This is a genomic window from Inquilinus sp., from assembly GCF_057815775.1.
The window spans coordinates 1-13,548 of sequence record NZ_JBYRFX010000849.1 but is presented as its reverse complement, the minus strand read 5'-3'; the positions used below and the strand labels follow the sequence as shown (position 1 = coordinate 13,548).

Here is a 13,548-nt window from a genome sequence, read left to right as displayed (position 1 = left end):
CCCGCGGCGCGCCCGGCCGCAGCGCCGCGGGTTGACGCGCATCCTTTTCCGCCGCCCGCCGGTCGCCGCGGCTGCCCGCCTCCGCCGCGTTGCGGATGGCGGCGCGCAGCGTGCCGGCCAGGCCGATCGCCCGTGCCTCGGCCAGGTGCAGGCGGCGGCGCAGCAGCGGATCCTCCGTTGTCTGCCGCGCCGTGCGCAGCCCGGCCAGGGCCGTCTCGAACCCCTTCAGCACCGCCTCGCCGCCCGTCATCGGCCGGCCCTGGCGCAGCGCCATGCTGAGGCCGCGCAGCACCACCGCCGCCTGGCGCATCACCCCCGGCAGCGCCGGCGTGTCGAGCTGCCCGCGCAAATCGGACAGGGCCAGCAGCTCGAGCCGGATGCGCTCGGCCTGGCCGAGCAGGATGCGGAACGCTTCCACCCCGCGGATGCGGGCGGCGCCGCTGCGCGCCAGCAATTGCTGCGCATCGGCCAGCGAATCCGCCAGCGGCATCACCACCGTATCCTCCGGCATCGCCCGCGCGATCTCCGACAGCATGCGATAGACGGAGGACAGGGCATCCCGCTCCGGCTGGTAGATCCGCAGCGGCCAGGCGGCGACCGAGAACAGCGTCGCCAGCAGGCCGCCCGCCAGGAACAGGCCGGACGCTGCCCAGGGGTCGAAGCCATGGCCCGCGGTGCCGCCGGTCACCACCAGCACGATCAGGATCGCCGTGCCGCCCTGAGTCGCCACCGGTCCCAGGGCCACAAACAACGCCAGGGCGAAGGCCCAAACCGCGAGCACCGGCAGGAAGGGCAGCCAATAGGTACCGAGCGAGAAGCCGGCCAGTGCCGCCAGGCTGGCGCCGCAGGAGATCAGCAGCATCCGCCGCAGCCGCAGCGCGTGCGGCCCCGGCGCGTCCGAGCTGACGACGTTGAGCGCACCGCCGGCGACGGCGAGGCCGACATCGGTATGGCCGAAGGCCACGCCGAGGATCACCGGCAGGGCCACGGCCAGCGCATTGCGCAGCGCCACCGGCCACGGGATGGTGGCCCGGTTCCACTGCAGCAGGGCCGACAGCAGCGCCGAACGGCGGGGTGCCGCCGGCGTCACCGCCATGCCGTTACCCGTCCAGCGTCAACGCTTGCCCGACCGATCATCCGTCTGCCTTCAGCGAGTCGTCCGGCTGCATGATGCCCGCCGCGGGCGCCGGATGCGACCCGTTCCGGCGACATCGATTCTTCACAAAAACTCAGCAGTTCCGTCATTCCCGAATCCTATCATCCGCGCGCCGTGAGGGGACGGCGGAACCGGACACCGGCCGCAGCGCAGCCCTTCGTCATTTTTTTCGAGACCTCCGATTGCCGCCGCTCGCCGGGCCGCCCGACGCGCGGGGGAACCGCCATGGCGCCGGGGCGATCGACAGCGCAAGGAGCGGAAGCGTGCGGATCGTCCAGATCACCGATACCCATCTCAGCCCCGGCAAGCAGCACTTCCTGCCGAACTGGGCGCCGCTGGCGGATTGGCTGCACAGCGTCCGGGCGGATCTGGTGGTCCACACCGGCGATCTCAGCGTCGATGGCGCGGATATCGAGGCCGATCTGGAGCAGTGCGCCGGGCTGCTGCGCACCCTGCCCTGCCCGGTGCTGTCCGTTCCCGGCAACCACGATGTCGGCGACCTGCCCGGCACCCGACAGCCGGTCGATGCCGAGCGGCTGGACCGCTGGCGCCGCATCGTCGGCCCCGACCGCTGGGTCCACGACCAGCCGGGCTGGCGCCTGATCGGCCTGAACAGCCAAATCATCGGCGTGGGATCGGAGGACGAGCTGGCCCAGTTCGCCTGGTTCGAGGACGCGCTGGTCGGGGCTGAGGGGCGCGGCGTCGTGGTCTTCCTGCACAAGCCGGTCTTCGTCGACCGGCCGGATGAAGGCGACACCGGCTATTGGAGCATCCGCCCGGCGCCGCGCCGCCGGCTGCTGGATCTGTTCGAACGGCATGGCGTGGCGCTGGTCGCCAGCGGCCACCTGCACCGCGCCTGGACCGGCCGCCACGCCGGCACGCGCTATGTCTGGGGTCCCTCCTCCGGCTTCACCGTCGGGCCGATGGAGCGCGACATGCCGGGCGACCGGATCCTGGGCGCCGTGATCCACACCCTGGACGAGACGGTGGAGAGCGAGATCGTCGCCCTGCCGGCGCTGCATCCCTACGTGATCGACGACGTCATCCATGAGGTCTATCCGCGCCATGTTCCCCCTCGCGATGTCCCGGCCCGTGATGTCCCTGTCGAGGCCGCCTCATGACCGGCTTGGCGCTGCGACGCATCAGCAAGGCCTTTGGCAGCAACCGCATCCTGCAGGACGTGACGGTCGAAGCGGCGCCCGGCGAGTTCATCGCCCTGGTCGGCCCGTCGGGCTGCGGCAAGACCACCCTGCTGCGCATCGCGGCGGGGCTGGAGCATGCCGATGAAGGCTCGGTGCAGCTGGGCGACCGCGACATCACCGGGCTGCCGCCGGCAGCGCGCGACATCGCCATGGTGTTCCAGTCCTACGCCCTGTATCCGCACCTGACCGCCGGGCAGAACATCGCCGTGCCGCTGGCGATGCGGCGCCTGTCGACGGCCCAGCGGCTGCCCTGGATCGGCGGCCTGATGCCGGGCCAGCGGGCGCTGCGGGCCGAGATCCAGGCCCGGGCGCGGGAGACGGCGGCCAGCCTGAAGATCGACCACCTGCTGGACCGCAAGCCCGGCCAGATGTCGGGCGGGCAGCGCCAGCGCGTCGCCCTGGCCCGCGCCCTGGTGCGCCAGCCCGCCGCCTTCCTGATGGATGAGCCGCTGTCCAACCTCGACGCCAATCTGCGGGTCCACACCCGCGGCGAGATCGTCGAGCTGCACCGCCGCGCCGGCGTCACCACGCTCTACGTCACCCATGACCAGTCAGAGGCGCTGAGCATGGCCGACCGGGTGGCGGTGATGATGGGCGGCCGCCTGCTGCAGCTGGACAGCCCGGCGCGGGTCTACACCGACCCGGCCCATGTCGAGGTCGCCCAGTTCATCGGCAGCCCGCGCATCAACCTGCTGCAAGCGGTGCTGGACGATGCGCGTGCCGCCCGCATCGGCGGCCGGGTGCTGGTCGACGGCATCGCGGCCGCGCCGGGCACCGCAGTGACGCTGGGCGTGCGGCCCGAGGCGCTGCGCTTCCTGATGCCGGGCCAGCCCGGCCTGGCTGCGACCGTGCGGCGGCTGGAATTCCTGGGCTCCGAGCTGCTGGCCTTCCTGGCCCTGGCCGACGGCACCGCCCTGGTCGCCAAGACGGTGCCGGCACTGGCGGCCGATCTGGCCCCTGGCGCGCCGGTGACCCTGGCGGTCGACGCCGCCGACCTCCTGGTCTTCGGGCCGGAGGGCGGGCGCCTGCCGGTCTCGGCCACGCCGCTGCGGATCGCCGCCCATGGCTAGCATCGCCGTCGATACCGGCGTCGCTGCGCAGGCCGCCCGGTCCGCAGCGCGGGCGGAGACCTGGGCCGCCTGGCGCCTGTCCGCCCCGGCGGTGCTGCTGTTGGCCGTGCTGATCCTGGCGCCGACCCTGGCCGTGGTCGGCTTCAGCCTGACCGATTACGAGCTGGGCTATGACGGCATCAAATTCGTCGGCTTCGACAACTATGCCGAGTTGCTGGGCGACCGCACCTTCCTGATCTCGCTGAAGAACACCGCGATCTACACCGCCATCGTTACCCCGGCCTCGGTGCTGCTGGGCCTGGGCGTGGCGCTGCTGATCCAGGCCGAGACGCGCGGCCGCGCCTTCTTCCGCACCGTCTACTTCCTGCCCGTCGCGTCGCTGCTGGTCGCCATGGCCACGGTCTGGCAGTACCTGCTGCACCCCAGCATCGGGCCGGTGAACGAGATGCTGCGGCTGGTCGGCCTGCCCGGGCCGAACTGGCTGGGCAGCAGCAGCACGGTGCTGCTCAGCCTCGCCCTGATCGGGGTGTGGCAGTCGGTCGGCTTCAACATGGTGCTGTTCCTGGCCGGGCTGACCGCGATCCCGCGCGAACTGTACGCCGCCGCGGAGATCGATGGCGCGGCCAGCGCCTGGGAGCGGTTCCGGCTGGTGACCTGGCCGATGCTGGGGCCGACGACGCTGTTCGTCATCACCATCAGCGTGGTCAACGCGGTGAAGGTGTTCGAGACCGTCGGTACCCTGACCCAGGGCGGCCCGAACAAGGCGTCCGAGGTCCTGCTGTGGACCATCTACCAGGAAGGCTTCGTCTATCTCCGCGTCGGCTATGCCTCGGCGATGACGGTGGTGTTCCTGGCCGTGCTGGTGGTGCTGATGCTGGTGCAGTACCGGGTGCTCGACCGCCGGGTCCACTACACATGAACGCGACATCCTGGACGGCCGGACGGGTCGCGCGCTTTGCCCTGCTGTCGCTCGGCGCCTTCATCTTCATCGCGACTTATCTGTGGATGCTGTCGGTCGCGCTGAAGCCGCAGGATGAGATCTTCTCCGCCTCCCTGTCGCTGCTGCCGCACCGCTGGGCCCTGGTCGAGAATTTCACCAAGGCGCTGACCCGGGTGCCGATGGGCCGGATCCTGCTGAACGGCGTGATCGTCTGCAGCGTGATCCTGGTGCTGCAGTTGGTGACCGCGATCCCCTGCGCCTATGCCATGGCCAAGCTGCGCTTCCGCGGCGCCCAGGCGATGGTGACCATGATCATGCTGGGCCTGCTGGTGCCGATCCATGCCATCGCCCTGCCGGTCTATGTCGCGCTGTCAGCCAGCGGCACGCTGAATTCCTATGTCGCGCTGGTGTCGCCCTTCGCCATCTCGGTGTTCGGCATCTTCCTGTTCCTGCAGTTCTTCCGCGCCATGCCGGACGATTTGATCGCGGCGGCGCGGCTGGACGGGATGACCGAGTTGGGGATCGTCCGCCGCGTCATCGTGCCGAACGCCTGGCCGGCCATCACCGCCTTCGCGATCTTCTCGGTCGTCGCGCATTGGAACGACCTGTTCTGGCCGCTGATCGTGGTCAGCGACACGAAGATGGCGACGCCGCCGCTGGGCCTTTTGTTCTTCCGCGCGGCCGAGGCCGGGGACGACTACGGCGCGCTGATGGCCGCGACGGTGATCGTCACCCTGCCGCTGGTGGTGGCCTTCCTGGCCGCCCAGCGCCGCTTCATCGAAGGCATCACCTTGACCGGCCTGAAGGGCTGAGCGCCGGTCGACAATCCAGGAGAGGGGATATCGTGAAACTGTTCCGAACCATGCTGGCGGGCGTGGCGCTGGCGGGCGCCCTGATGGGCACCGCCCAGGCTGACACCACCCTGATCGTCCACTACCCGATGCCGGGCTTCTTCAAGGACGTGATGGACTCGATCTCGCAGAAATACATGGCCGATCATCCGGACGTGAAGATCGTGTTCGCCAGCCCGTCGCCGACCTATGAGGACGGGCTGCAGCAGATCCTGCGCCAGGCCGGCACCGACGAGATGCCCGACATCACCTTCATCGGCCTGAACCGGCTGCGGGTGGTGGCGGAGCGCGGCATCTCGGTCGACCTCAAGCCCTTCGTCGACAAGGACGGGCACATGGCCGACCAGGGGTTCAGCAACCACATCCTGGGCCTGGCCCAATTCGGCGGCCAGCAGGCCGGGCTGGCCTTCGCCACCTCGAACCCGATCATGTATCTCAACGCCGACTTGGTGCGGCAGGCCGGCGGCAACCCGGACGTCCCGCCCAAGACCTGGGATGAGGTGCTGGCGCTGGGCGCCAAGATCAAGGCGCTGGGCAATGGCGTCGACGGCATCGACTTCCGCTGGCAGGGCGACGACTGGATGTTCAGCGCCCTGCTGTTCGGCGCCGGCGGCGACATGCTGTCGGCCGATGAGAAGAAGGTTGCCTTCGACGGGCCGGAAGGCCTGGCCGCCTTCACCCTGGTTCAGCGCATGGTGACCGAAGGCGGCATGCCGGTCTTCACCAAATCGGCCGGTGAGCAGGCCTTCGTCGCCGGCAAGGTCGGCATCGAGTTCCAGACCACCGGCGCCCTGCGCAACACCATCAAGAATGTCGGCGACAAGTTCGAGATGCGCACCGCTGCGATCCCGATGCTGGACCCGGCCAAGGGCCAGCTGCCGACCGGTGGCAACGCCGCCGTCATGCTGACCCGCGACCCGGCCAAGCAGCAGGTGGCCTGGGACTTCATCAAATTCGCCGCCGGGCCCTATGGCGCCTCGGTGGTGGTGCCGGGCACCGGCTATGTCCCGAACAACGAACTGGCGGCCAAGTCGCCGGAGTATCTCGGCGACTTCTACGCCAAGAACCCGCTGTTCAAGGCCGGGCTGGAGCAGATGACGGAAATGCGGCCCTGGTACGCCTTCCCCGGCAGCAACGGCGTGAAGGTGACCCAGACCATCGTCGACAACCTGTCGCGGGTGGTGGAGCAGAGCGCGACGCCGCAGGAGGCCCTGGCCGACGCGTCGGACGAGGTGCAGAAGCTGCTGCCGCGCCACTGACACCGGACGGCCCGCCCCTCCCTGCCATGGGGCGGGCCGCCTTGTTTCTGCCCAAATCCGGACTCGGCGGCGACATTATGTCGGACCAAAAGAGGGATTCTGCTGTTTTTGGAAGACGGATCCCGTCTCATGCGCCCCTTGTCGTTCCTGGCCGCCAGCGCCGCCCTCGGCTTCGCCGTGACCACGCTGGTCAGCGTCGTCTCGGCCCTGGCCCAGGCCGGCGTGTGGACGCCTTAAAGCCCTCGCTAGCCAAGGACGACGGGCGGTGCCAGCTGACCGTTGGCAAACGAGCTGCTCGCCCGGTCGATCTCGCCGAAAAACACCATGACGTCATTTCGGTCTACACCGACCGCATCGAGACGGCCGATCAATGCGGCGAGCAGCGCGTGCTTCTGCTTTGCCTCCGTTCCTGATGACACCAGGACCTCAATCATCAGCAGTTCCTCGGTCCGGGGCTTCGCCAATCCGGGATAAGTCGGATCGATCAGCAGATCGTCTGCCTCCAGGCTGAAAAATCGCTGAAACATGTCGTTCTGCGGATAGCCGGCGGAGACGCTTGCGGCATGGATCGCTGTCGAGATAGCGGCCTTGTCGGAACCGCGTCGCCCCGACCTCATAGTGATGGTGAACAGTGGCATAGCGTTCTCTCCAAGGTTGGTTCAGCGATAGGGCCGCTCCAGCCTGGGCATGGAGACCTGAAGAGCGGCTTGCCCTCCCCTCAGGGCCGCGGCCCGCGTTCGAGGTAGGAGCTCAGTGCGATATAGCTGCGGGTGCTCTTGACGCCGGGAATGTCGTAGATCACCCGCAGCAGATCCTCGAGCGCCTGGGTGTCGCGCATCCGAACCTTCAGCAGCATGCAGGTGTCGCCGGCCACCGAATGGATCTCCTCCAGCTCCGGCCGGGCGGCGAGGTCCAGCATCTCCTGGCTCTTGCCCCAGCCGGTGGTGTCGACATGGATGAAGGCCAGCAGCGGCTTGCCCAGCCCCGGCCCGTCCAGCGCCGCCACCGTCGCCTTGATCACACCGTCGCGCTTCAGCCGCTTCACCCGCTCGTGCACCGCGGGCGGCGACAGGTTCAGGGACCGGCCGAGTTCGGCGTAGCTGAGCGACGCATCCTCGGCCAGCAGCCCTAACAATTTTCGGTCGACGGCATCGAGTGCGGGTGCGTCGGCCAGCCGGCGCCGAACCGGTTTCGTATTTTCGCCCACCATGGCAAACGCCTCTTTCTGACCGAACCTGATTCGGCGAATATCGCCCCATGTCCGAATGTCATCAATACAAAACCAGTATTGCCGTGCAGACCGCGATCCTGACCGCCGGCATTGCCGTGGTCGGTTCGAACTCGCTGGTGCTGAGCCCGATCCTGGGCGATGTCGCCCAGGCGATGGCGACGACGCCGGTCGCGGTGTCACGCGCCATCGCCGCCTATGGCGGGGCGACGGCGCTGTCGGCCTTCCTGCTGGCACCGCAGATCGACCGCATCGGCCCGCGCCGGGCACTGGGCGCCGGCATGGCCGGGCTGGTGGTGGCGATGCTGCTGTCGGCCATGGCGATGCATTGGGCGATGCTGACCGCAGCCCAGGCGCTGGCCGGGTTCGGCGCTGGCGTCATCCTGCCGTCGATCTACACCTTGGCCACCAGCATCGCCCCGGCCGGGCAGTCCTCGCGCGTGCTCGGCCGGGTGCTGACCGGCTGGTCGATCTCGATGGTGGCAGGCGTGCCGGTCGCCGCCGTGATCGCCGAAAGCCTGGGCTGGCGCGCGGTGTTCGTGCTGCTGGCCGGCCTCGCCGCGCTGGCCCTGCCCGGCATCGCCCGCCTGCCGGCGCAGGACGCCCAACAACAGGCGCCGCGACCCGGACCGGCGGCGCTGGTCGCCCCCCTCGCCTATCCCGGCGTGCCGGCTCTCTTGCTGATCTGCCTGGCCTACATGGCGGCATTCTACGGCGTCTATGCCTTCATCGGCGACCATGTCCGCGCCACGCTCGGCCTGTCCGCCGGCCGGGCCGGGCTGATCGTGCTGACCTACGGGCTGGGCTTTGGCGCCGCCAGCCTGGGCGACGGGCTGATCGACCGGCTGGGCCCGCGGCGGATCTTTCCGGTGATCTTCACGGTCGCGGCGGCGATCTACGCCCTGATGGTGCCGGCCGCGCATAGCTTCGCCGCCATCGCGGTGCTGACCGGGCTGTGGGGCTTCACCAACCATTTCGGCCTGAACATCCTGGTGCTGCTGCTGTCGCGGGCAAAGCCGGAGGCACGGGGCGCCGTGCTGGGCCTGAACAGCGCCGTCACCTATCTCGGCGTCCTGGTCGGCACTGGCCTGGCCGGGATCGGCTATGCCGGTGCGGGCTTCCCGCCCCTGGCGCTCGGCGCGGCGGCCGCCTGCCTCGCGGCGGCCCTGATCGCCGGCACGGTGCTGCGATCCCGCCGGGTCACGGGCCCTGCGGCGTCCTGACACCCCCGGGAAACCGGAAGCCCGCCCTTTCCGAACAGTGCCGGGATACCCATACTCCGGGATCTGACTGAGCGGGCACCGGATCCCGCAGATAGGACCAGGATGCCCAGGCTTGCGGGGTTGGCGACCGCCGTCCCCGATTACGTCATCACCCAGGCGGAGGCGCGTGAAGGTGCCCGCCGGGTCTTTTCAGCACGCCCCGCGCTGTTCGAGCGCATGGCGACGATCTACGAAGCCGCGGGCATCGAGACACGCCGATCCGCCGTTCCGCTGGATTGGTACTTCGAAAATCACGACTGGCATGATCGCAGCACCGTGTTCCTGGACGCGGCGCTGGACCTGCTGGAGACGGCGGCGCAGCGATGCCTGGACGAAGCCGGCATCGACGCCAGCCAGGTCGACGCCATCGTCACCATCTGTTCGACCGGCATCGCCACGCCCAGCCTGGACGCCCGGCTGATGGAACGCATGCCGTTCCGGCCGGACACGGTGCGGCTGCCGGTCTTCGGCCTGGGCTGCGCCGGCGGCGTGCTGGGCCTGGCCCGGGCCGCGACGATGTCGCGGGCCCTGAACGGAACCGTGCTGCTGCTGGTGGTGGAGCTGTGCGGCCCGACCTTCCGCCGCGGCGACCTGACCAAGAGCAACGTCGTCGCCACCGCGCTGTTCGGCGACGGCGCCGCCGCCGTGCTGATCCGGCCGGATGACGGCGTGCCGGCCCTGGGCGCGACCGGCGAGCATCGCTGGCCCGGCACGCTCGACGTCATGGGCTGGTCGGTCGAGACCGACGGCCTCGGCGTGATCTTCTCGCGCGACATTCCGACCCTGATCCGCAACGATCTGCGGCCGGCGGCGGAGGCGTTTCTCGGCCGCAACGGCCTGACCGTCGGCGACATCGACGGCTTCGTCTTCCATCCCGGCGGCACCAAGGTGGTCGAAGCCCTGCGCGACGCCTTCGAGCTGACCGACGCGGACATGGCGCCGGAGCGTTCGGTGCTGCGCCGCTACGGCAACATGTCGGCGGTGACGGTGCTGTTCGTGCTGGCGGAAAAGCGCCGGCAGATGGCGGGGCGCTGGATGCTGAGCGCCATGGGCCCCGGCTTCTGCGCCGGCTTCGCTTTGCTGGACTGCGGATGATCCTGGGTTGGGCGCAGATCGTGGCACTGCTGGTGGCGGTGCAGCGTCTGGCTGAGCTGGTCTATGCCCGCCGCAACGAATCCCGCCTGCGCGCCCGCGGTGCCGTCGAAAGCGGCGCCCGGCACTATCCGCTGTTCATCCTGCTGCATGGCGGCTGGCTGCTGGCGATCTTCCTGCTGGTGCCGGGCGACCGCGTGCCGTCCTGGCCATTGCTGGGGCTGTTCGTGCTGCTGCAGATCGGGCGGGTCTGGGTGGTGGCGACGCTGGGGCCGTACTGGACCACGCGGATCCTCAGCCTGCCCGGCGCGCCCCTGGTCCGCCGCGGACCGTTCCGCTGGGTGCGCCATCCCAACTATCTGATCGTCACGGCCGAGATCGCGGTGCTGCCCCTGGCCTTCGGCGCCTGGGGCATCGCCATCGTGTTCTCCGTCGCCAATGCGGCGCTGCTGTACCACCGCATCGGCGTCGAGCAGGAAGCGCTGGCCGAACGCAGTTGAGGGTTGGCTGAGACGGGTGGCCGCAGCCCACGAAGGGAACCGGCCGGCCCCGGCTCCGGTTTGCGTCAGGCAACAGCCGATCGGATGCCATGGCCGCCGCGACCGGACGGGCCGGCCCTCAGCCGCCCCGCTATTTCCCCAGCCTGACCGCGTTGCGCGGCGTCGCCGCCCTGTGCGTGATGCTGTTCCACTACACCGGCGGTGCCTTCCCGAACCTGCATGTGACCGACGCGACCTTCTTCGTCGGCAAGAGCTACGTCTTCGTCGACCTGTTCTTCGCCCTCAGCGGCTTCATCCTGATGCATGTCCATGGCCGGGCCCTGGCCGACCGGCCGGACGCGGCCTCGACCGGCGCCTTCCTGTGGGCCCGGTTCGCCCGGCTGTATCCGCTTCACTTCGTTGTCCTCAGCGGCTTCGTGCTGCTGGAGATTGCGCGCTTCGCGGTTGACCCGGCCGCGGCCTTCGGCGGCACCCACACCCTGGCGACGCTGCCGGCCAGCCTGCTGCTGCTGCAGGCCGGCGGCATCTACGGCACGCTGACCTGGAACGGCCCGTCCTGGTCGATCAGCGCCGAATGGATCGCCTGCCTGGCCTTTCCGCTGCTGGTGCCGCTGGTGGCGCGGCTGCGCCCTACCGCGCTGGCCATGCTCTATGTCGTCACCGTGCTCAGCCTCGCTTTGCTGTCCAGCGACAGCCGCGATCTCGATCTGACCTATGATTGGGGCGTGCCGCGCTGCCTGCTGGGCCTGATCGGCGGCATGGTGCTGTATCGCGGCTGGCAGCGCGGCCTTCCCAACTGGATCCGCAGCGACGTCGTGGCGGCGGGGACCATGGCGGCGATCGCCGCCGCCCTGCATTTCAACCTGCGCGGCGTGCTGGTGGTGCCGCTGTTCGGCCTGCTGATCCTGTCGCTTGCCGACAACCAGGGCCGGGTCAGCCGGATCCTGGCCTGGCGACCGCTGCTGGCGCTCGGCGAGATGTCCTACGCCCTCTACCTCGCCCAGGCACTGCTGATGGAATGGGTGTTCCTGGGCTGGCAGGCCGTCACCGGGCACAGCCTGCAGCAGGCCGGCTTCACGCCGCTGCAGTCGCTGGCCGTGATCGGGCTGCTGATCGTGGTGCTGCTGGCGATCGCGGCCCTGCTGCACCGCTGGATCGAGCGCCCGGCCCAACGCCGGCTGCGCCGTTTGGCTCCGCTGCGCCCGTTGCGCCCGGCTCTCGGCGGCCCGGGATAGATGGCTCTGGCGGCAAACCCCCGCGGGCCCTATCCTGGCAGGCCTCAAAAAGACGAGACGTGCCGTGCCCGCCAACGACACCCGCTCCCTCGACGGCATCGCCTTGCTGGCGGTCGCCGCCCCTTCGGTCCGCGCCGAGATCCTGAAGCAATGCCGCTGGCAGCGCTTCCAGGCGGAGGAGCAGATCATCGACCGCAACGACGACCCGGACCATGTCTATTTCCTGGTCGAGGGTCGGGTGCGGGTGGTGATCTATTCCGCGTCGGGCCGGGAAATCACCTTCGACGATCTGGAAACCGGCTCGATGTTCGGTGAGCTGTCCGGGCTGGACCGGGCGCCGCGTTCCGCCAATGTCATGGCCCTGACCGACGCGACCGTCGCCGTGCTGCCGACCGCCGCCTTCCGCGCCGCAGTGACCGAGCACCCGGCCCTGGCGCTGGCCACCATGATTCATCTGGTCGGCGTGCTGCGCCGTGCCAATGAGCGGATCATGGAGCTGAGCACGCTGGGCGCCAACAACCGGGTGCACGCCGAGATCCTGCGCCTGGCCCTTCACGGCGCGCAGCCGGACGGCACCGCGGTGATCCGGCCGATCCCGGTGCATTCAGACATCGCCAGCCGCGTCAGCACCACGCGCGAGACCGTGGCGCGGGTGCTGAGCGACCTCGCCCGCGCCCATCTCGTGGTCCGCGCGGTCGATCACCTGCACATCGCCAACCTGGAGCGCCTGGAGCGCCTGGTGGAGGATGTTCGTGGCGAGTGGTGATGGGGCGAGTGGTGATGGGGCGAGTGGTGACGGGGTGGCCGGCGTTGAGGGCCTGAACCCCTGGACCACGCTGAAGGTCAAGCCGGTCTACGAGAATCCCTGGATCAAGGTCGACGAGCACGACGTGCTGACCCCGGCCGGCACGCCGGGAATCTATGGCGTGGTCACCTACAAGAACCTGGCGGTCGGTGTCGTGCCGATCGACGACCGCGGCCACGTCACCCTGGTCGGGCAGTATCGCTATGCGCCGGGGCTGTACAGCTGGGAGATCCCGGAGGGCGGCGGCGACCCGCAGGTGTCGCCGATGCTGTCGGCCGAGCGCGAGCTGCGCGAAGAGACCGGGCTGGAGGCGGCGCACTGGCATCCGCTGCTGACCATGCATCTGTCGAACAGCGTCTCGACCGAGATCGCCCATCTGTTCGTCGCCTATGGCCTGACCCAGGGTGAGGCGGCGCCGGAGGAGACCGAGGATCTGGCCCTGCGCAGCGTGTCCCTGGCCGAGGCCTTCGCCATGGTCGGCGACGGCCGCATCACCGATTCCCTGACCGTCGGCGCGCTGCTGCGGCTGCAGGTGATGCTGTTGACCGGCACCCTGCCGCCCGGCCTGGCCGAGATCCTGCACCGGACGGATGTGACCGCCCGTTGAAGCGCGTCCTGTTCGTCTGCGGCCGCAATCTCCAGCGCAGCCCAACCGCGGAAGCGATCTTCGCCGACCATCCCGGGGTCGAGACCGCCTCGGCCGGGCTGAACCCCGACGCCGAGGAGCCGCTCTCCTCCGAGCTGGTCGAATGGGCGGATCTGATCTTCGTCATGGAGAAATCGCAGCGAGCCAAGCTCGCCAGCCGCTTCCGCGGCTCGCTGAAGCATGCCCGCGTGATCTGCCTCGACATCCCCGACCGGTTCGAGGCGATGGACCCCGAACTGGTGCGCCTGCTGCAGGCCAAGGTCACGCCGCTGCTGGGTTAGCCCAGCCTCACCACGCCCGGC

At 69.6% G+C, this 13,548-nt stretch carries 15 protein-coding genes; 12 read left to right on the top strand and 3 right to left on the bottom strand.

Annotated features, from left to right (window positions below):
- The coding region (locus AC3XYG_RS30410) for an FUSC family membrane protein (RefSeq protein WP_489143622.1) at positions 1–1,096 on the bottom strand (1,096 nt) is incomplete at its 3' end.
- Between the two features lie 323 nt (positions 1,097–1,419).
- On the opposite strand from AC3XYG_RS30410, the gene AC3XYG_RS30405 reads away from it, so the two are divergent.
- From AC3XYG_RS30405 to AC3XYG_RS30385, 5 genes are read left to right on the top strand one after another with little or no spacing between them, the layout of a single operon-like run.
- Complete coding sequence (locus AC3XYG_RS30405) at positions 1,420–2,277, top strand: metallophosphoesterase family protein (RefSeq protein ID WP_489143621.1); 858 nt, start codon at positions 1,420–1,422, stop codon at positions 2,275–2,277.
- A complete protein-coding gene (locus tag AC3XYG_RS30400) occupies positions 2,274–3,428 on the top strand; it encodes an ABC transporter ATP-binding protein (protein WP_489143620.1) in 1,155 nt (384 codons plus the stop codon). Before AC3XYG_RS30405 ends, AC3XYG_RS30400 begins: the two co-directional genes overlap by 4 nt.
- Positions 3,421–4,347, top strand: a complete 927-nt coding sequence (locus AC3XYG_RS30395; protein ID WP_489143619.1) for a carbohydrate ABC transporter permease — start codon at positions 3,421–3,423, stop codon at positions 4,345–4,347. The genes AC3XYG_RS30400 and AC3XYG_RS30395 overlap by 8 nt, the downstream gene beginning before the upstream one ends.
- Positions 4,344–5,180, top strand: coding sequence for a carbohydrate ABC transporter permease (locus tag AC3XYG_RS30390; protein ID WP_489143618.1), 837 nt, complete (start codon positions 4,344–4,346; stop codon positions 5,178–5,180). Before AC3XYG_RS30395 ends, AC3XYG_RS30390 begins: the two co-directional genes overlap by 4 nt.
- Positions 5,181–5,212: 32 nt before the next feature.
- Complete coding sequence (locus AC3XYG_RS30385; RefSeq protein ID WP_489143617.1) at positions 5,213–6,478, top strand: ABC transporter substrate-binding protein; 1,266 nt, start codon at positions 5,213–5,215, stop codon at positions 6,476–6,478.
- A 245-nt stretch (positions 6,479–6,723) separates the two neighbouring features.
- Here AC3XYG_RS30385 and AC3XYG_RS30380 read toward each other — a convergent pair whose 3' ends face one another.
- Both AC3XYG_RS30380 and AC3XYG_RS30375 read right to left on the bottom strand, forming a co-directional pair.
- Positions 6,724–7,116, bottom strand: a complete 393-nt coding sequence (locus AC3XYG_RS30380) for a tautomerase family protein (RefSeq protein WP_489143616.1) — start codon at positions 7,114–7,116, stop codon at positions 6,724–6,726.
- Positions 7,117–7,196: 80 nt separating this feature from the next.
- Entirely contained in the window at positions 7,197–7,688 is a 492-nt protein-coding gene (locus tag AC3XYG_RS30375; RefSeq protein WP_489143615.1) for an Lrp/AsnC family transcriptional regulator, read from the bottom strand.
- Positions 7,689–7,771: 83 nt separating this feature from the next.
- Between AC3XYG_RS30375 and AC3XYG_RS30370 the strand changes: the two genes are divergently transcribed.
- From AC3XYG_RS30370 to AC3XYG_RS30340, 7 genes are all read left to right on the top strand, one after another.
- Positions 7,772–8,929: an MFS transporter gene (locus AC3XYG_RS30370; protein ID WP_489143614.1), complete on the top strand. Its 1,158-nt coding sequence runs from the start codon at positions 7,772–7,774 to the stop codon at positions 8,927–8,929.
- A 120-nt stretch (positions 8,930–9,049) separates the two neighbouring features.
- A complete protein-coding gene (locus AC3XYG_RS30365; RefSeq protein ID WP_489143613.1) occupies positions 9,050–10,063 on the top strand; it encodes a type III polyketide synthase in 1,014 nt (337 codons plus the stop codon).
- The gene (locus AC3XYG_RS30360; protein ID WP_489143612.1) at positions 10,060–10,560 is read left to right on the top strand and encodes an isoprenylcysteine carboxyl methyltransferase family protein; all 501 of its coding nucleotides are present in this window, start codon (positions 10,060–10,062) and stop codon (positions 10,558–10,560) included. The genes AC3XYG_RS30365 and AC3XYG_RS30360 overlap by 4 nt, the downstream gene beginning before the upstream one ends.
- An 89-nt stretch (positions 10,561–10,649) precedes the next feature.
- The gene (locus AC3XYG_RS30355) at positions 10,650–11,795 is read left to right on the top strand and encodes an acyltransferase family protein (RefSeq protein ID WP_489143611.1); all 1,146 of its coding nucleotides are present in this window, start codon (positions 10,650–10,652) and stop codon (positions 11,793–11,795) included.
- Between the two features lie 64 nt (positions 11,796–11,859).
- Entirely contained in the window at positions 11,860–12,561 is a 702-nt protein-coding gene (locus AC3XYG_RS30350; RefSeq protein ID WP_489143610.1) for a Crp/Fnr family transcriptional regulator, read from the top strand.
- Positions 12,548–13,207 carry an NUDIX domain-containing protein gene (locus AC3XYG_RS30345; RefSeq protein WP_489143609.1) on the top strand — a complete coding sequence of 220 codons (660 nt, stop codon included), beginning with the start codon at positions 12,548–12,550 and terminating at the stop codon, positions 13,205–13,207. Before AC3XYG_RS30350 ends, AC3XYG_RS30345 begins: the two co-directional genes overlap by 14 nt.
- On the top strand, positions 13,204–13,527 hold the full coding sequence (locus AC3XYG_RS30340) for a low molecular weight protein tyrosine phosphatase family protein (protein WP_489143608.1): 324 nt from the start codon (positions 13,204–13,206) through the stop codon (positions 13,525–13,527). Before AC3XYG_RS30345 ends, AC3XYG_RS30340 begins: the two co-directional genes overlap by 4 nt.
- Positions 13,528–13,548: the final 21 nt, after the last annotated feature.